Raw genomic sequence first — 18,115 nt, 5'->3', positions numbered from 1 at the left:
GAAATCCCTGACGGTGACATCCTTTTGTGCTACGGTTTGTCCCACAGCAACCGTGGCCGTCGCGAATGACAGTCTGAGTTGTCACACGCCTGGCGGGGCGAGTAGGAGCCGATGAGCGGCGGCGCCTACCGGCGGCCACGGTTGCCGTCTATCCTTCGTCCCGTAATTTTCGTGAGTGTCAGTAATGCTGGGGCGCCCGCCGTATGCTGCCCTGCATGACGGCCCCCACCAGCACCGGGCGCCGGGTGACCGCTCAAGATTGGATCCAGACTGGTTTCGATGTGCTCGCCGACGGCGGCCCCGGCGCGTGGCGGATCGGCCGTCTGTGTGAGCGTCTCGACGTCACCAAGGGCAGCTTCTACTGGCACTTCACCGATATGCCTGCCTACCGCGACGCGCTGGCCCGTGCGTGGGCCAACCTGCACGACGAACAGCGACGACAATTCGAGGACATGCGCGGCGCCGAGCCCCGCGCCCGGTTGGCGGCGATGATCCAGACGCTGATGTGTCCCGACCAGTGGGCGTTGGAGCGCGCGATGCGGGTCTGGTCGTTGACCGACCAGACGGTGTTGGCCAGCGTCCAGCAGAGCGATGTGCGGGTGCGCAGCGCCGTGCGGGAGGCGCTCGTCGACTACGGATTCGACGACGGCGAGGCCGATCTGCGTTCGGCTCTCCTGTTCGCTACAGGCATCGGCTTGTTGCACGAGGTGGGGTCGGCACCGCGCGAGCCGGAGGCGTTGAGCGAGCGCGTAATCGACCTCATGCTTCACCGATAGGCCGCGACGGTTTGAGCCCGGTCTTTCCGTCGAGGTACTGCAGCAGGTGGTGGGCGGCGAGTTCGACGTCCTTGTGTCGCCACTCCGACGCCCGGTACACGCACGCGATCAGCCCCGACCGGTGGAGTCGCCGAAAGTCGCCGTAGACGAACGCGTACCGCGCCTTGGTCTCGTCGCGCGCGCCCTCGGTCAGGCCGAGGTGCCAGGCCGCGTAGTCCTCCCACGAGTGCGTGTCCAGGTAGGAGTTCTGCGCCTCGGCGCGCGGCTGTACCTCGCCCCAATCGCTGTCGAGCACGTACTGGCGCGCATCGATGAGCTCGCGCGCTTTGGCCATCGCAGCGTCGTTGAGCGAGTACTTGGCCACGGTCAGATCAACCTCAGATCAGCCGATGATGCGCGCGATCGACTTCATCGGGATCCGCAACCAACTCGGCCGGAAGCGCGCCTCGTACGCGGCCTCGTAGATCGCCTTGTCCAGTTCGTAGGCCGCCAGCAGCTGCCCGGAGTCGCGCGGGTCGGTACCCGACACCTCGGCGTACCCCTCGCAGAATGACGCGGCGTTGCGGTCCACCCACTCGCGGGCCCGCGCACCGAGCTGACGGTCGTGGTCTTCGTCGGAGGACTGTTCCATCAACCGTTGGTAGGCGGCGTATTCGAAGGACCGCAGCACGCCGGCCACGTCACGCAGCGGGGAATCCGGTCGGCGCCGTTCCTCGAGCGGCTGACCGGGCTCGCCCTCGAAGTCGATCAGCAGCCACCCCTCGGGGATGCGCAACACCTGGCCGAGATGCAGATCACCGTGGATGCGCTGAACGGTGACCGTCTCGTCCGACAGCTTGCGGTATCGCTCCTCGATCAGCGGTGCGTACCGCTCGAGGTCGGGCACGGACTTGGTCGCCGACGCCAACCGCTCCAAGGCCGTGTCGGTCGGGAACGCGGTGGTCTCGGTGCCCAGTTGGTCGGCCAGCGTGGCGTGGACCGACGCGACCGCCTCGCCGAGCCGATACGACTCGCCCGCGAAGTCGCCCCCGACCTCGTCGGCGTACAGGTCCCCCTCGGCGAACAGGTCGCGGGTGCTGGCGGTGGCCATATCCCAGCCCTCGGCCGAGGTCGCCGCGAACTCGGTGACCATGCCGAGCGCGCACGGTTCACCGTCCTCACTTCCGTCCCAGGTGGTCTCGAAGGAGCCGAGCAGCCGCGCCACATGCGGGTTGTCGGCGCGGGCCAACACCCGGTTCAGCTCGATGTCCGGGTTGATACCCGGCGTGATGCGGCGGAAGAGCTTCAGGATCGCCTTCTCCTCGAACACCACGCTGGTGTTGCTCTGTTCGGCCGACGAGACCCGCGGCGCCGCGCCCAGCGGCAACTCCACACCGGGTTCCTTGACGAAGCGCACGGCCTCGGCGCCGGACCCGACCGTCACTGACGAGTCGATCAGCGACAGCAGGTACTGCGCCGCGCCGGGGTCGTAGAGCGCGTCGTAGGCGGTGCGGTCACCGTCGGCGCCGACAGTCGCGACCTCCAGGAATTCATGGTCGATCGGACCCCTATCTGATGTCGCCGCATTCGCGGCTCCGAAGTTCCACCGCAACAGCACCTGATAGCGCTCGCTCGAGCCGTCGGTGTAGGACACATCGAGCAGTACAAGGTCAAGGTCCTCGCCCAGGGCGGTGCACGCCGCCTGCTGCACATTGGCCAACTCGCGGCTGCGGCCGGCGTACCACCGCTGGTGTGGCAGCCACTCTTCGAACGGCAGGCTCATCACTGTTCTCCATGCTCCGGGCTGGGTGCCTTCAGCGAGAACCAGTAGAACCCATGGCCGGGCAGGGTCAACAGATACGGCAACTGGCCGATGCGGGGAAACTCCACGTATCCGGTCATCTCGACAGGCGTGTATCCGTTGTAGGCCTGCAGGTTCAACTCGATCGGCTGAGGGAACCGGGAGAGGTTGTTGACGCAGAGCACGGTGTCCTTCGCGCCGGCCCCGTCGCCTGACTCCTTCTCGACCTCACGGACGTAGGTGAGCACCGACGGGTTGGAACCGCCCAGTTCGTGGAAGCTCCCGATGGCGAACGCCTCGTGGCGGCTGCGCACCGCGAGCATCGTGCGGGTCCAGTTGAGCAGCGAGTTCGAGATGTCCCGCTGCGCTTCGACGTTGACGGCCTGATAGCCGTAGATCGCGTCCTGATTCGGCGGCAGATACAACCGTCCCGGCGTCGCTGTCGAGAAGCCCGCGTTGCGGTCCGGCGTCCACTGCATCGGGGTGCGCACCGCGTCGCGGTCGCCGAGCCAGATGATGTCGCCCATCCCGATCTCGTCGCCGTAGTACAGCACCGGTGAACCAGGCAGCGACAGCAGCAGCGCGGTGAACAACTCCATCTGGTTGCGGTCGTTGTCCAGCAACGGCGCCAGCCGTCGGCGGATGCCGACGTTCGCCTTCATCCGCGGGTCCTTGGCGTACTCGGAGTACATGTAGTCGCGCTCTTCGTCGGTGACCATCTCCAGCGTCAACTCATCGTGGTTGCGAAGGAAGATGCCCCACTGCGCCATCTCGGGGATGTCGGGAGTCTGCGCCAGGATCTCGGAGATCGGGAACCGCGACTCGCGTCGGACCGCCATGAAGATCCGCGGCATCAGCGGGAAGTGGAACGCCATGTGGCATTCGTCGCCGCCGGTGTCCGGATCACCGAAGTACTCGACGACGTCGGCGGGCCACTGGTTCGCCTCGGCCAACAGCACGCGACCCGGGTACTCGTCGTCGATCACCTTGCGGCAGTGCTTGAGGAACGCGTGCGTCTCGGGCAGGTTCTCGCAGTTCGTGCCTTCCCGCTCGAAGAGGTAGGGCACCGCGTCCAACCGGAAGCCGTCGATGCCGAGGTCGAGCCAGAACCGCAGGACATCGAGCATCGCCTCTTGAACGGCGGGGTTGTCGTAGTTGAGGTCGGGCTGGTGGCTGAAGAATCGGTGCCAGTAGAACTGCCGTCGCACCGGATCGAAGGTCCAGTTCGACTCCTCGGTGTCGACGAAGATGATCCGGGCGTCGTTGTACTTGTCGCTCGTGTCGCTCCACACGAAGTAGTCGCCGTACGGACCGTCGGGGTCGCGGCGTGATTCCTGAAACCACGCATGCTGATCGGAAGTGTGGTTCATCACCAGGTCGGTGATGACGCGAATACCGCGGCGGTGAGCGGCGTCCAGCAGCTCGACGAAGTCCTCGACGGTACCGAACTCGGGCAGCACCTTGTAGAAGTCGCGGATGTCGTAGCCACCATCGCGCAACGGCGAATCGTAGAACGGCGGGAGCCAAAGACAGTCCACGCCAAGCCACTTCACGTAGTCAAGTTGCTCGGTCAGCCCGCGTAGATCTCCGATGCCGTCAGAGTTCGAGTCGTAGAAGGCGCGCACCAGCACCTCGTAGAAGACGGCACGTTTGAACCAGGTGCGGTCCTCGGGCAGGATCCGGGCGTGGCCGAAGTCTTCGGCGGTGGGGTGCTCGACGACACCGTCCTCGACGTGACTGCCCTCCGCCGGGTCGTGGTCGGCGGATCCGTCGGATGCTCTGGCACCGCTGTGCTTATCCATACGGTTCTCAACCTACCCACGTCGCAAGGAAACGAATCGGCGGAAAAATCCGCCGACGCTCGCTTCGGTATCGTTCCGGCGTGGCCACACGTGATCACGGCGACCCGGGCGATGCACCGTCGATTCCTCCGCCGCTGACGGAGGTCGTCAACTCCGTCCGCCCGACGGCTGCCGAGGAAGCTCGGACCATCGCCGCATCCACCAATACCGCAACACTGGCGACGCTGACGGCCGACGGCGATCCGTGGGCGTCGTTCGTGACGTATGGGTTGCTCGACGGCGCCCCTGTGCTGTGCGTGTCCAACCTCGCCGAGCACGGCCGCAACCTGTTGGCCGACGCGCGGGCGAGCGTCGCGATCGTCGCGCCGACGTCGGAGACCGACCCACTGGCCAGCGGGCGAGTCACGCTCGCGGGGGTGGTGGAGCGACCCGCCGACGATGAACTCGCCGCCGCGCGCGAGGCACACCTGTCGGCCGTCGCGGCCGCCAAGTACTACATCGACTACAGCGACTTCACGTCGTGGGTGCTGCGGGTGCAGCGGGTGCGCTGGGTCGGTGGTTACGGGCGGATGGAGTCGACGACGGGTGAGGCGTATTCGGCCGCGCAGCCCGATCCGGTGCAACCGTTGGCGGCCGGCGCCGTCGCGCATCTCAACGCCGACCACGCCGACACGCTGGTCGCGATGGCCAAGGCGCTGGGCGGCTACCCGGACACCACCGCGGCGACCTGCACCGGCGCCGACCGGTACGGCCTCGACCTGCGGCTCACCACCGAGCGCGGGCTCGCCTACACGCGGATCGGCTATCCGAAGAAGATCGACTCGATCGACGAATTGCGTTCGGCCGCCGTCGAGCTGACCCGCCTGGCGCGCCGCAGCTGAAATACCATCACCTCATGACTGCTGCGGCTCCCTCCGGGCGACCGGCCACCTGGCAAGCGGCGTTCGACCTGATCGCCACCCGCGGCCACGAGCGCCGTGAGGAGCCGTTCAAGTTGGCCAGCGGCCAGCTCAGCCACGACTACATCGACGGCAAGTACGCGATCGACACCGGTGAGCGGTTGACCATCGTCAGCCGCGCGGTCGCCGAGCTCGCCGACAGCCGCGGCATCGAGTTCGATGCGGTGGGCGGGTTGACCATGGGCGCCGACCCGCTGGCGCACGGCGTCGCGATGGTCACCGGCAAGGCGTGGTTCTCGGTGCGCAAGGAGCAGAAAGCGCGCGGTCGCGAGCAATGGATCGAGGGCACCCGCTTGGCGCCGGGTACGCGGGTGCTGCTGGTCGACGACGTAATCAGCACCGGCGGCTCGACCGAGATCGCGTTCGACCGGGTGACCGCGGCGGGTGCCGACGTCACCGGCGTGATCCCGATGGTGGACCGCGGCGACATCGCCGCCAAACGCTTTGCCGCGCGGGGCGTGCCGTTCGCCGCGCTGGTCACGTACCGAGACCTCGGCATCGAACCGGTCAGGGACGTCTGAACTCACCCGCGTAAGGTCAGCCGATCGCGGCGGCCCAGTGCTCCGATAGATACTTGGTGGCGGCCTCGGTCTGCTGGGGTGAGGGCACCGTCACCGGCCCGTCGATGACGGGCAATGACTCCGCCGCCGCCTTGTCCAAAGTACCGTCGACGGCCATGTTGTCGGCGCGGACCGGTCGAACACCACCGAGCGCGAACAAATTCTGGCCCTCGTCGCTGTACAGGAATTCCTGCCACAGCCGCGCCGCGGCCGGGTGCGGCGCGTCCTTGTTGATCGCCTGGTAGTAGTAGCCGGCGACGGTGTGATCCGGCGGTACGAACACCTGCCACGACGGCAGCTTCTTGCTCTCGGCCGCGTTGACGAAGTTCCAGTCGATCACGACAGGCGTCTGACCGGACTCGATGGTGGCCGACGTCGGGTTGACGGATACGAAGTTGCCCGCGTCGGCCAACTTCTCGAAGAACTCGACACCGGGCGCGATGTCATCGACCGAACCCCCTTGGGACAGCGCGACCATCACCACACCCGAGAACGCGGCACCTGCCTGGGTGGGGTCGCCGTTGAGTGCCACCTTGCCTTGGTACTCCGGCTTCAGCAGGTCGTCGATGCGCGTCACCGGCGGCACCTTCGCCGAGTCGTAGCCGATCGACATGTAGCCGCCGTAATCGTTGACCCACGTTCCGTCCCGGTCTTTGAACGCCGCGGGGATGTCGTCGAAGTTGACCACCTTGTACGGCGCGAACATCTCGGTGTTGGCCAGCGCGACGGACTGTCCGAGGTCGAACACGTCGGGTGCGGTGTTGCCGCCCTTCTGCTGATTCGCCGCGTCGATCTCCTCCTGGCTCGACGCGTCGGGCTGCGCCGAGTTGACCTTGATGCCGTACTTAGCGGAGAACGCCTTGATGATCGCGCCGTAGTTTGCCCAATCCGGCGGTAGGGCAATCACATTGAGCTCACCCTCGTTCTTGGCCGCCGCCACAAGCCCGTCGATCCCGCCGAAATCCTCGGCCGATGTGGCTTCGGCGGCCTTGACACCGGTCTGCGTCTGCTCGCCGTCACCGCTTTCTTCCGGCGACGCGCACGCAACCGAACCGGCCAGCAGCAGAACGGATGCGGCGAACGGAGCCGCCAGAGTCGTGATCTTCAATGCCGAACCTTCCGATCGTCAGAGCGGTTTGCGACGACGTGCAACTCCCATCGGAGTTTGCCAGACCGTCCGCTTTGCCCGGCGTTAGCATTCTCGTGTGGCGCGACGCGAAGTTTCGGGGGACTTCGACTACCTGATAGACGATCCGGTGGATGTCGCGGATGCCGCCGATCCGGGGCCGCACGCCGACGCCGGGGTCTTCGACCCCGACAAGGTGCCCGGACGCGACATGATGTTCGACGCCTTCGACGAGAACAGCTGGTACTTCGAGCCCGCCCCGCCGCCCTGGTACCGGACGAAACGAAATCTCAGCATCTTGATCGCCGCCACGATCGCGGCCGTCGCGCTCGTCGTCTCCGCAGTCCTGCTGGTGTTCCAACCGTCCGGCGCGCCCGCCGACCAGAAGTCCGAACCGGTCCGCCCGACCGTCCAGACCACGGCACCTGCACGCACCCAAACGCAATCACCGAGCACCCCGCCACCGTCGCCGCGGCCTGCTCCACCGCCACGCGTCCAGACGTCGGCGGCGCCGATCGCCCCTCCGCCGCCGGCGACCAACCGGCCGCGCACTCCACCGACCAGAGCCGGCCGCGACCCGGAGATCGGGGTGACGCGCACGCCGGTGACCCGGTCGCCGATCAGCGTCGCGCCGCAGCGGCCGAGTCAGCGGTGAGCATGGCCGCGTTCGAGCCCGAGGCCATGTTCGCCGCGGCGCCCGTCGCGGCGCTCGCCACCGTGGGGCCCGCAGGGGCGCCACACCTGGTGCCGGTCGTGTTCGCCGTGCACGCCGGGACGGCCTACACCGCCGTCGACGCCAAGCGGAAGTCGACGCGCAGACTCCGGCGGCTGAGCAACATCGAGGGCAACCCACATGTGAGCATGCTCGTCGACCACTACGACGAGGACTGGGCGCAGCTGTGGTGGGTGCGCGTCGACGGCAGAGCCGAAATTCACTTCAGCGGCGAAGAATTGGCGACCGGATACACACTGCTGCGCAACAAGTATCCGCAGTATGAGCGAATCGCCCTCGACGGCCCGGTCGTCAGCGTGACCATCACGAAGTGGGCTTCGTGGCAGGCCTGAGCGCCAATTCGATCAAGCCCTTGTGCTCGCTGTCGGTTAGGGGAATTGTGGTCTAACACACACTTTGGCGGCGGCAGCGCAGCCGTCGTGGAAGGGAACGTCATGGCTGACAAGACGACACATTCCCAGGGCGCCGGAGCCGCCCCGAGCGCGGACAGTCCGGCCGCCATCCGCAATGTGGTGCTGGTGGGCCCATCGGGTGGCGGCAAGACAACACTCGTCGAGGCACTTCTGGTGGCCGCAGGAGTCCTGACCAGACAGGGTTGCGTTCAGGACGGCACCACGGTCTGCGACAGCGACGACGCCGAGATCGCCCAACAACGTTCGGTGGGCCTCGCGCTCGCGTCGCTACGACACGACGGCGTCAAGGTCAATCTCATCGACACGCCCGGCTACGCCGACTTCGTCGGGGAACTGCGAGCGGGATTGCGTGCCGCGGACTGCGCGTTGTTCGTGATCGCCGCCAACGAAGGAGTCGACGAACCCACCAAGGCGCTGTGGCTCGAATGCAGCCAGGTGGGCATGCCGCGCGCCGTGGTCATCACCAAACTCGACCACGCCCGCGCGAACTACGCCAACGCGTTGGCCGCCGCGCAGCAGGCGTTCGGCGACAAGGTACTTCCGCTGTACCTGCCCGCGAACTCACCGTGCACCGGGCTGATCGGGCTCTTGTCCGAGACCCACTACGAATACGCCGACGGTAAGCGCACCGCTACCCATGCACCCGACGACTCGTACACCGACGCGATCTCCGAACACCGCGGCCTGCTGATCGAGGGCATCATCGAGGAGTCCGAGGACGAGACGCTGATGGAGCGCTACCTCGGCGGTGAGGAGATCGACCAGTCGGTGCTCATCGACGACCTGGAGAAAGCCGTGGCCAGGGCGACGTTCTTCCCCGCGCTCCCGGTGTGCAGCGGCACGGGCGTTGGCACACAAGAACTGCTCGAGATCATCACCGCCGGCTTTCCCCCACCGCCCGAACACCGGCTGCCCGAGGTTTTCACGCCGCAGGGCAAACCGCGCGCCGAGCTTCCGTGCGACCCGAACGGCCCGCTGCTGGCCGAGGTCGTCAAGACGACGTCCGATCCCTACGTGGGACGAGTGAGCCTGGTGCGGGTGTTCTCGGGAACCATCACCCCGGACTCGACAGTGCATGTGTCCGGCCACTTCTCGTCGTTCTTCGGCGGTAGCGGCTCCTTGACCGGCTCGCTCGCCGCGCACGAGGATCACGACGAGGACGAGCGCATCGGGTCGCTGTCCTTCCCGCTCGGCAAGCAGCAGCGTCCCGCTCCCTCGGTGATCGCCGGCGACATCTGCGCGATCGGACGTCTCAGCCGGGCCGAGACCGGTGACACGTTGTCCGACAAGTCCGATCCGCTCGTGCTGCGGCCATGGAGCATGCCCGAACCGCTGCTGCCCATCGCGGTGCAGCCACGAGCGAAGACCGACGAGGACAAACTGTCCGTCGGTCTGCAACGGTTGGCCGCCGAGGATCCGACCCTGCGCATCGAGCAGAACCCCGAGACACACCAGATCGTGCTCTGGACGATGGGTGAAGCGCACGCCAACGTGGTCCTCGATGCGCTCTCCCGGCGCTACGGCGTCGCCGTGGACACGGTCGAGTTGCGCATTCCGTTACGAGAAACGTTCGGCGGCAAGGCTAAAGGACACGGGCGCCACGTCAAGCAGTCCGGCGGTCACGGTCAGTACGCGGTCTGCGACATCGAGGTCGAGCCGCTGCCCGAAGGCTCCGGATTCGAGTTCATCGACAAAGTCGTCGGCGGCGCGGTGCCCCGCCAGTTCATCCCGAGCGTCGAAAAGGGCATTCGGGCGCAGATGGAGAAGGGCGTCGGACCCGGCTACCCGGTCGTCGACATCCGCGTCACGCTGTTCGACGGCAAGGCCCACAGCGTCGACTCGTCCGACTTCGCCTTCCAGATGGCCGGCAGCCTCGCGCTGCGGGAAGCGGCCGCGGCGGCCAAGGTGAACCTGCTCGAACCGGTCGATGAGGTGACGGTGCTGATTCCCGACGACTTCGTCGGCGCCATCATGGGCGATTTGGCCGGGCGGCGGGGCCGTGTGCTGGGCACCGAGAAGGTCGGCGACGACCGCACACTGGTCAAGGCCGAGATCCCCGAGGTCGAGCTGAGCCGCTACGCCATCGACCTGCGTTCGCTGGCCCACGGCGCCGGCACGTTCACCAGGACCTTCGCCCGTTACGACCCGATGCCCGACCACGCTGCGGCCAAGGTCGCATCCTCGGTCTGAATGCATCACCGGGGCCGATCCCCACGCCAGCTGAAGCTGTTGACGTATTTGCCCATATCCAGGGCGATCTGGAGGTTGGCACCGGACGGTTTGCCGAACCCGAAGTCGGGGCTGAACTGGTGGTACGGTCCGACTGCTGCCGCAATCAACGCCAGGTCGTTTTTCACCGCGGCCACGACCAGAACCCGCATGCGCAGATAGCTGCTGTTGGCGCCTTGCGGCCAACAGTCGGCGACTTCGCCGTATCCCGAATGGAAGCCGACCATCGCGTTGGGAATCTCGTAGGCGGTGCGGGTGTCGGGAAAAGTGGCTTTCACCAACGACTTTGCGATCTCCTGCGCGGACCGGCCCGCGGCGGGTTCGCTGAACAACTGCAGCGTCCCACCGTCACCGGCGAGGAGTTCGGCGGTCACCCCGTTGGGCTCGGTGCTCACCCGGTAGGCCGACTCCGGCGCGGGATAGGACACCGAGAACGCGCCGTCCGGCGAGGTGAACCGAGGGTTGATGGACACCGGGGTGCCGGTCGGCGGACGTCCGCAGTCGGGTGGGCATACGTAGCGCACCGGCGGTTTGGCCATCATCGCCGACATTCCGACGAGGACGGCGGCAATCACCGCGATCACGGCCAACCACGTCAGCACCAGCCGCCTGCGCGACGTGCGGTGCGGCGTCGCGGCCGCGTATGCACCGGCCGGAACCGCATATCCGGGAAAGAAATTCGTCGGTGCGCTCATTCGGGGGCACCGCGAACCGGCCGTGATTCGCGCCTCGCCCGGCGCGAGGAGCGCGACGACGCGCGCGTCGCCACCCCGCACGCGGGGCAGAACGCCATGTCCGGCACGACGTGTCCACAGTGCGGGCACAGCAGCGGTTCCTCCGCGCGGATCTCGTCGTGCGCCTCGTGGAGCAACGCCAGGTGCAGGCCCAACCGCAGCAACAGCAGCGCCACCCCCGCCGCCACGAGATAGGCCACCAACATCAGCACCTGCGGGAAGCGGGCGACGTCGATCAGGCCCAGCGCCAGATACACGCCCAGCACCGCGACCGCGAAGCCGATCAGCATCGCGCGCACGACACCCGGGCGTTGGTCGCGTTTGCTCGGGGGCCGGGTGAACCACAGTGCGGCACCGATCAATCCACCGGCCGCCGCAGCGATCAACGGTGCCGCCAGGCCCCGGATGCCCGCCTCGACCAGCAGGCTCTCCATCGGACGCTTGCTCACCACTCCGGTGCCGAACTGCGGAGCCAGCCGCGTGAGCGTCGCCGCCGCGGAGAAACTCAAGGCGCCGAGCGCTCCGATCATGAAGCCGTCCAGCGCTTCTCGGGAGGACGGACGCGTCAGGCGGACGATCACGGCGGGTGTCAACATCAGGACAACTCCGCCGAGCGGAATCGCGACGCCCATGCGCAGCATGCGCTCACCGGCGATCGCCGAACCCAGCGCGACACCATAGGATTTGGCGAGCACCGCCCCCGTCAACGACACCCAGCCCACCCCGAGACCGACGGCCAGGGTGACCGTGAGAAGCATTGTGGCAATGGGGAAGTCGCGGAACGCATCCGACTCGCGCAGGTACAGGACGAACAACAGCGGCAGTCCCAGCGCGGCGACCGTCACCACGGCAGCGGGCAACCGCAGCAACGTGAAGGCGATCAACGCCGCCACCAACACCAGCAGGCCGATCCGGAACGCGGTGCGCGAGCGCTGCGGCAGGTGCGGGAACAGCGAGCTCGCAACCGAGACCTGCAGAAGGTGCTCGTTCGGCGCGGCGCTGAAGTCGAGCGGCCGCAACCAATCCGGGCCCTCCCTCGGCCGCGGCGTCAGGTGACATCCGCACAACCCGCAGTACTCGCCGGCAGGCACATCGGTCTTGCAGATCCGGCATTCTTCGGTCGGCACGGTCTGGTCGTCGCCGGTGCTCATGCGGCCGCCTTCTGGAGGATGAGCACGTTGCGCACGAGGTTGTCGACATCCGGGGTGCCCAGGCCGGTCACCAGGTCGTAGCCGGGCAACGCGTCCGCGACCGCGTTACCTCCGAGGGTGACATCGCGGAAGGCCGGCAGCGGGGCGCCCCGCGAGATTCGATACAGCAGCGGGTTCAGGTCGCCGAGCAGGCGGCCGCCGTTGGCGAGCAGGTACTGGTTCATCACCGCGGCCAGGCCGGCCCAGATCGGTGCCGACTGGGACGTGCCGCCACCGACCAACGGCGTCTGCGCAAAGACGATGCGCACGCCGGTGAACGGGTCCGCGACGGCCGCGACGTCCGGAGTCAGCCGGCGGTCGGTGTCGCGGTCGGGCCACACCTCGCGCTGCCAGTCCGGACGGTCGAACACCGCCGAGACACCGCCGCCCGTGCCGACCGACAACGGCACGTCGAACCAGGCCTGCTCGGACAACCACCGCCCGTCGCTGTCCGTGGACAGGGTGGTGCCGCCCACGTCGGTCATCTCCGGCAGCGAGGCGATCGAGTCCAGGCCGACGTCGGACTCGCCCGGCGGCGAGGACCAGTCGTCGCCGCCTTTGCACTCGAGACCGGCGAGGTCGCCGCTGGCGTTGAACGCCGTCGTGCCGTGTGACTGCGCGGTGGCCAGCGCCGAGCGCACGGGGGCGAGGTCGGCGGCGGTGATCAGCCTGTCGCAGCCCCACCCGATGGAGAAGCTCCACACGGCGCCCGGATAACGGCGGTCCGTGTCCTCGAGCATCTGCCCGATGCGTTCGAACGCGCCGTCGGCGGTGACGGTCGGAAGCGCGCTGACCACGACCTTGCGCGCATCGGGAGCGACGGCGTGCGCCACCTGAAGGTCCATCGTGGCTTCCCCGCGCGGGTCGTCGAGTTCACCGATCACCTCGGGGGTGAAGCGGGGCAGGTCGTAGGTGTCGGCGAAGCTGTCGAGGTCGGCCTGGTCGAAGCCGTCGAAGGCGAAGAACACGATCGTGGTGCCCTTGCCGGTGTAGCCGGCCGCGGCAAGCGGCGCGGCGTTGTAGGTGTTGCGCAGCGCCTCGGGGGTCAGGCCCTTGTCCGGCACATCCAACGGCACCGTCCAGATGTGCGAAGTGTGGTGCGGCATGTATCCGAGGATCCGGCCGACCTCAGAGACCTCCTCGCGCAACGCATCCGGCACGTCCGGTTGTTGCGGGGAGGCGTAGAACACCTGGCCGCGGCGGCCGCGGTAGTCACGGACCTCGACGTCGAACGCATCCGCGACGGACGCCGCCGGCCCTTCCACCACTGCCCAGTGATGACCGGGACGCCAGCGAACCGAAAGGCCGTGGCCGTGTGCCCATGCGTACGCCCCCGCGGGGCGGTGTTCGTCGCGCAGCGCCATCGTCAGCTGAACCCCGCTGTCGAGCGAGGGCCCTAGATCGGTCGAGCTCGCCAACAGGTAGGAGTACGGCCCGGCGATCACCTCGCCGCCGAAGCGCGCGGAGACGGGGCGCAGATCGGAGACGAGTACGAATACGCCCGCCGTGATCAGCGCCAGCACGCTGAGATGCCGCACACTCACCGTCCGGCCCCGGGTCGATGGAGGGCTAGTGGTCGCCCGGGATCGCCGTCGGGGCAGGGGGTGCGGTCACCGTCGGCGAGAACGGGTTGGGTCCCGGCGAGATGCGCGGCGCCTTGTCGGTGGTCTCGACCGGCGGCGGAGGAGCCTCGGTCGTGGTTGTCGTGGTGGTCGTCGTCGTGGTGGTCTCTTCCGGCGCCTTCTCCTCGGTGGAGCACGATGCGCTGAACATGACCATCGCGACCGCGGCGGTACCACCGGCGACGGCGGCGATACGACGTCCGATCTGAGCTGACCTCATGATTGCAGTCCTAACTGTCCCGACCGGTGCGGAGAAGCTTCAAGATCAAAGCCGGCGTTGGAAACTCTAACCGAAGATCGGGACCCGCGCTCAGTGAGAAATCGCAGCTAGCGACTCTGCGGGACTAGGAGCCGGACTTCAGCGCGCCCAACGCCTCGGCCAGGGTCGGATACAGCGAGAACACCTGATCGAGTCCGGTCAGCTGGATCGGCCTGCTGGTCGCAGGCCCGTCGGCCACCACCGCGAAGCGGGCCGACTTGCTCACGGTCTCGTGCGTCGCGACCAGTGCCTGCAAACCCGCGGACGCGAGGAAATCCACCGCCAGCAGGTCGACGACGAGGGCGGATGGCTCCTGCGTGAGCGCCTCGGTGATCGCCGCCTGGAACGCCGGGACCGTGGCGAGGTCGACGTCACCGCCGACCGTCAACACAGCGATGCCGTCCTCGTGGGAGATCGAAGTGGTTATCGGCTCAATTCGTGACAACGGTGGTCCTCCGGTAGGCGCCGCCACCACGACGGCAATGGGGCGAGCTTAACGCGTCGCGTCCTGCCATAGATCAGTGCTTCAGCGGTTCATGCTGCGATACGCAGGCTAATGTCGAGAAGAGACTTCTGCGCTGGGTGATTCCGGTGTGAGCGCGAGCTGGGAGGGCCGACTGCCGCGAACATGACCGACACCGCAGACTTCCACCAGCGCTACGAACGCGAACGAGCGAGAGCCGACGATCTCGCCGATCGCGACGTGTTCCGCAGAGCGTTGGTCAACTCGCTTCAAGAGGGTTTCTTCATCACCGACGCCACCGGGTGCGTCGTCGAGATCAACGACGCCTTCGCCGAGGTCACCGGATACGGCCAGGAGGACCTGCCCTATCCGATGCCTCATCCCTGGGCGGTCGACGGGGTCGCGGCCGACGATCGCAGGGCCGCACTGGTGCGCGACGGACGCATGACGGCCGAGACCAAGATCAGGCACCGCGACGGACGCACGCGCTGGGTCGCGATCAGCATCAACGCCGTCCCCGACCACAATTCGCGGCGCGGCCTCTATGTCGGCACCATCCGCGATGTCACGGCGCCCCGCGCCGCGGCGGAGCGCGACCGGGCGATGGCGCGGTTGGCGACCGCCGTGAGCGTCGCCAAGGACGTCGACGAGGTGCTGGCGATAACGCTCGCGCAGTGTCGCGTTCCGCTGGATGCGCAGCGGCTGATCGCGGTGACGTGGCCGAAGGTCAACGGTGAGGAGCCGACCGTCCGGGTGGCCGGCGAACCCGCGGTCACCTCGTGGAGGGATCTCGGCGAGGACTGGCGCCGCACGTTCGAGGACGCCCGCACCTGGATTCCGCTGACGGTGACACCGGTCGGTGCGGTGCCCAGCACCGGCACCACCAGGGGCTTCGTCGCGGTGCTCTCCGGGGCGCGGGATGTCGTGCTGTGCCTGGAGCACCAGGTTCCGCGGGTGGTCAGCGCGGAGGACCGGCGCCTGGTCTCGGCGCTCGTCGGCCACTTGAGCGCGGCCTTGCAGCACGTCCGGCAGTTCGAGAGCGCCAGGGAGACGTCGCTGACGCTGCAGCGCTCGCTGCTGTCCCCGATCGATCTCCCGCCCGGGTTCGCCGTGCGCTACGAGCCCGCCGTCCATCCGCTGGAGATCGGCGGCGACTTCTACGACGTGCTTCCCGTCGGTGACGGCCGGATCGGAATCGTGGTCGGGGACTGCGTGGGGCGCGGACTCGCGGCCGCCGCCGTGATGGGGCAGTTGCGTGCGTCGACGCGCGCGCTGCTACTCACCGGAGCGCGGCCGTCGACGGTGCTCGAACACCTCGACGCGGTCGCCGAGTTCATCCCCGACGCCGACTGCACCACCGTGTTCGTCGCGATCGTCGACACCGTGTCCGCATCCGTCGAGTACAGCAACGCCGGTCACGTCCCGCCGGTGCTGGTGTCTACAACCGCGTCACCGCAACTGCTCGACGAGGCGAGTTCGGTTCCCCTCGCCGTGACGCACTCGCGGCCCCGCCCGCAGACGACGCATCCGTTACCAGCGGGCTCGACGCTGATGCTCTACACCGACGGCCTGATCGAACGCCGTGACCGGTCGATCGACTCCCAGATCGACCGGATGTCGGCGGTGTTGACCGATACCGCGAGGATGCCAATCGAAGGTGTCGCCGACGCGGTGCTGCGCGCGTTGGTGCCTGACGGCGGGTTCGACGACGACGTGGCGATCGTGATCTACCGGTCGCCGAAGGCCTCCCTCGTCATCGACGACACCGCCACCGCGGCGAAGTTGACCGAGATCCGGCACAGGTTGGCTGCGTGGCTGGCGGCCAACGGCGCCTCGAACGAGTCGGTTTCCGATCTCATCCTCGTCGTCAACGAGGCCTGCTCCAACAGCGTTGAGCACGCCTACCGCGGGCACGAGCCAGGGCGCGTGCGCGTCGAGGCCGAGATCCACGACACGGCGATCCACGTGCGGGTCACCGACTTCGGGTCGTGGAAGGCGCCGCCTCCCGATCCCGGCACCCGAGGCCGGGGCCTGTTGTTGATGCGCGCCGTCAGCGATCGCGTGGACCTCGACGGCACGGCGGCCGGCACCACCGTGGATATGACGTTTCAGTTACCGGAGATTCGAGTTTGAACCAGCTCTGCCCGCCTGGACGCCGCTGTCGTGGTATTACAAATATTGGCAAGGAACGTCTGTCGGGAAGAGGCAGCGATGCGGACTATGTGGCATGCACAGAGGCGGTGCGGCGGCCTCTAGGACATCGGGAGGTTCTGTGATCGGACTCGCTCACACTGCCGTCCATTGGTGTTGACGGTGGGGGACTGAAAGTAGTGACCCGCAACCAGTTCCGGCTCGAGCCCGGGGGCGCTGAGGCGCCACCGGTGGTCACCGCGGTCGGCGAGATCGACTTGGCGAACGTCGACGAGTTCAGCGACGTGTTGACGCGCGCAGCCGCGGACAATTCCTCCGTCACGGTCGACCTCACCGAGGTCACCTACTGCGACAGCGCCGCCCTGCGGGAGCTGTTCTCTCTCGCGGCGAACGCCAAGCTCGAGCTGGTGGTGCCCACGAACGGGCCGATCACCACGCTGCTCGGTATCTCCGGCCTCGACAAGGTCGCGACGGTCACCGTCGTCGACTGAGCGGATCGCCGTGCCAGCACCCAGTTTTCAGCCTCGCCAGCACCCCGAGCTGATCACGCTGTTGCACCGGATCCTCGAACGATTGCAGGCCGACGTGTCGAACACCCTGGGGGTTGCCGTCACCGTCCACGACAAGCGGTTCAACGAGGACGCGTCTGCACTTGCGGCGCTCGGTATCGAAGAGAAAATGATCGCAACTCAGCTGTCTGGGCTGGGCGGCCCCGTTGCCGACGCGCTGACCCATCAGGTGCCGGTACTAAGCCTCGATCTGTGGACCGACGACCGCTGGCCCGGGCTGAACTTCGATGCGGCCGCCGACCTCGCCGGCGGGATCACGGCCGACTTGAAAGCCGTACACGGAGCGGCGGCGGTACCGGGCTTCTGGCGCGAGGACGCGGCGATTGTGCTGTCGTGCACGCTAACCGAGCCCGCCTCGGCGGTCACCGTCACGACGCTGGCCGCCTACGAGCAACTCGTCTCAGCGGCCCTCGTCACCACCGCGGCCCAGAACGAGGCCGCGTTCGAGGACCTGCTGGCTGCCCTGCAGTCGCGCGGGGCGATCGAACAGGCCAAGGGCGCGTTGATGGGGTTGGTCGGCTGCGACGCCGAGCAGGCGTGGAGCATGCTGCGTCGCGCGAGTCAGGAGTTCAACGTCAAGCTGCGCGAACTGGCGGTGGCGTTGTTGGAACACGTCAGCGGTCGTCCGGCCCAGCAGCCCGGCGTCGCCGAGCCGATCGCTCCGCAGCAGTCGGCGCGTGCCGCCGCTCAGCTCTTGTGGACGGCGATGGCGCACGAGCAGCGTCGATCCAACGGGCCGTAGCGTCTGA

The 18,115-nt window shown here is 67.6% G+C and carries 18 protein-coding genes; 9 read left to right on the top strand and 9 right to left on the bottom strand.

Going from position 1 to position 18,115, the window contains the following annotated elements; all coding sequences use genetic code 11:
* The first annotated feature begins 215 nt into the window (after positions 1–215).
* Positions 216–776, top strand: a complete 561-nt coding sequence (locus AU192_RS10980) for a TetR/AcrR family transcriptional regulator (protein WP_064395984.1) — start codon at positions 216–218, stop codon at positions 774–776.
* Here AU192_RS10980 and AU192_RS10975 read toward each other — a convergent pair.
* From AU192_RS10975 to treS, 3 genes are read right to left on the bottom strand one after another with little or no spacing between them, the layout of a single operon-like run.
* On the bottom strand, positions 760–1,140 hold the full coding sequence (locus AU192_RS10975; RefSeq protein WP_064395962.1) for a hypothetical protein: 381 nt from the start codon (positions 1,138–1,140) through the stop codon (positions 760–762). The two genes, AU192_RS10980 and AU192_RS10975, sit on opposite strands and share 17 nt — an antisense overlap.
* An 18-nt stretch (positions 1,141–1,158) precedes the next feature.
* Positions 1,159–2,538, bottom strand: a complete 1,380-nt coding sequence (locus tag AU192_RS10970) for a maltokinase N-terminal cap-like domain-containing protein (protein ID WP_064395960.1) — start codon at positions 2,536–2,538, stop codon at positions 1,159–1,161.
* Positions 2,538–4,358, bottom strand: coding sequence for a maltose alpha-D-glucosyltransferase (gene treS / locus AU192_RS10965; protein WP_064395957.1), 1,821 nt, complete (start codon positions 4,356–4,358; stop codon positions 2,538–2,540). The genes AU192_RS10970 and treS overlap by 1 nt, the downstream gene beginning before the upstream one ends.
* 80 nt (positions 4,359–4,438) lie before the next feature.
* On the opposite strand from treS, the gene AU192_RS10960 reads away from it, so the two are divergent.
* Together AU192_RS10960 and pyrE are read left to right on the top strand one after the other, a co-directional pair.
* Positions 4,439–5,239 (top strand): HugZ family pyridoxamine 5'-phosphate oxidase, encoded by an 801-nt coding sequence (locus AU192_RS10960; protein ID WP_064395955.1) that lies wholly within the window; start codon positions 4,439–4,441, stop codon positions 5,237–5,239.
* Positions 5,240–5,253: 14 nt separating this feature from the next.
* Positions 5,254–5,838: an orotate phosphoribosyltransferase gene (gene pyrE / locus AU192_RS10955; RefSeq protein WP_064395953.1), complete on the top strand. Its 585-nt coding sequence runs from the start codon at positions 5,254–5,256 to the stop codon at positions 5,836–5,838.
* A 16-nt stretch (positions 5,839–5,854) separates the two neighbouring features.
* On the opposite strand, the gene AU192_RS10950 is transcribed toward pyrE, so the two are convergent.
* Positions 5,855–6,985 (bottom strand): ABC transporter substrate-binding protein, encoded by a 1,131-nt coding sequence (locus AU192_RS10950; protein WP_082694977.1) that lies wholly within the window; start codon positions 6,983–6,985, stop codon positions 5,855–5,857.
* Between the two features lie 97 nt (positions 6,986–7,082).
* Between AU192_RS10950 and AU192_RS10945 the strand changes: the two genes are divergently transcribed.
* The 3 genes from AU192_RS10945 (at position 7,083) to AU192_RS10935 (ending at position 10,339) form a co-directional block, all read left to right on the top strand.
* A complete protein-coding gene (locus AU192_RS10945; protein ID WP_064395950.1) occupies positions 7,083–7,658 on the top strand; it encodes a hypothetical protein in 576 nt (191 codons plus the stop codon).
* Positions 7,659–7,660: 2 nt separating this feature from the next.
* A complete protein-coding gene (locus AU192_RS10940; RefSeq protein WP_064395981.1) occupies positions 7,661–8,068 on the top strand; it encodes a TIGR03668 family PPOX class F420-dependent oxidoreductase in 408 nt (135 codons plus the stop codon).
* Positions 8,069–8,170: 102 nt separating this feature from the next.
* Entirely contained in the window at positions 8,171–10,339 is a 2,169-nt protein-coding gene (locus tag AU192_RS10935; protein WP_064395948.1) for an elongation factor G-like protein EF-G2, read from the top strand.
* 5 nt (positions 10,340–10,344) lie between these two features.
* On the opposite strand, the gene AU192_RS10930 is transcribed toward AU192_RS10935, so the two are convergent.
* From AU192_RS10930 to AU192_RS10910, 5 genes are all read right to left on the bottom strand, one after another.
* Positions 10,345–11,073 carry a hypothetical protein gene (locus AU192_RS10930; protein ID WP_064395979.1) on the bottom strand — a complete coding sequence of 243 codons (729 nt, stop codon included), beginning with the start codon at positions 11,071–11,073 and terminating at the stop codon, positions 10,345–10,347.
* The gene (locus AU192_RS10925; RefSeq protein WP_064395946.1) at positions 11,070–12,263 is read right to left on the bottom strand and encodes a hypothetical protein; all 1,194 of its coding nucleotides are present in this window, start codon (positions 12,261–12,263) and stop codon (positions 11,070–11,072) included. Before AU192_RS10925 ends, AU192_RS10930 begins: the two co-directional genes overlap by 4 nt.
* Positions 12,260–13,846 carry a S53 family peptidase gene (locus AU192_RS10920; RefSeq protein ID WP_064395945.1) on the bottom strand — a complete coding sequence of 529 codons (1,587 nt, stop codon included), beginning with the start codon at positions 13,844–13,846 and terminating at the stop codon, positions 12,260–12,262. The genes AU192_RS10925 and AU192_RS10920 overlap by 4 nt, the downstream gene beginning before the upstream one ends.
* A 25-nt stretch (positions 13,847–13,871) precedes the next feature.
* Positions 13,872–14,144, bottom strand: a complete 273-nt coding sequence (locus AU192_RS10915) for a hypothetical protein (protein WP_064395943.1) — start codon at positions 14,142–14,144, stop codon at positions 13,872–13,874.
* Between the two features lie 124 nt (positions 14,145–14,268).
* On the bottom strand, positions 14,269–14,628 hold the full coding sequence (locus tag AU192_RS10910; RefSeq protein ID WP_164674038.1) for an STAS domain-containing protein: 360 nt from the start codon (positions 14,626–14,628) through the stop codon (positions 14,269–14,271).
* A gap of 183 nt (positions 14,629–14,811) precedes the next feature.
* Here AU192_RS10910 and AU192_RS10905 point away from each other — a divergent pair, with 183 nt between their 5' ends.
* The 3 genes from AU192_RS10905 to AU192_RS10895 all read left to right on the top strand — a co-directional run bounded on the left by AU192_RS10905 (position 14,812) and on the right by AU192_RS10895 (position 18,108).
* Positions 14,812–16,779, top strand: coding sequence for a SpoIIE family protein phosphatase (locus AU192_RS10905; protein ID WP_064395940.1), 1,968 nt, complete (start codon positions 14,812–14,814; stop codon positions 16,777–16,779).
* 197 nt (positions 16,780–16,976) lie between these two features.
* Positions 16,977–17,288, top strand: coding sequence for an STAS domain-containing protein (locus AU192_RS10900; protein WP_064395938.1), 312 nt, complete (start codon positions 16,977–16,979; stop codon positions 17,286–17,288).
* A gap of 10 nt (positions 17,289–17,298) precedes the next feature.
* The gene (locus AU192_RS10895) at positions 17,299–18,108 is read left to right on the top strand and encodes an ANTAR domain-containing protein (protein WP_064395936.1); all 810 of its coding nucleotides are present in this window, start codon (positions 17,299–17,301) and stop codon (positions 18,106–18,108) included.
* Positions 18,109–18,115 lie beyond the last annotated feature (7 nt).

Source organism: Mycobacterium lehmannii (assembly GCF_001499925.1).
In the GTDB taxonomy this organism is placed as follows: Bacteria; Actinomycetota; Actinomycetes; order Mycobacteriales; family Mycobacteriaceae; genus Mycobacterium; species Mycobacterium lehmannii.
The sequence above is the reverse complement of the archived record's forward strand: the minus strand, read 5'-3'. Positions and strand labels throughout refer to the sequence as shown.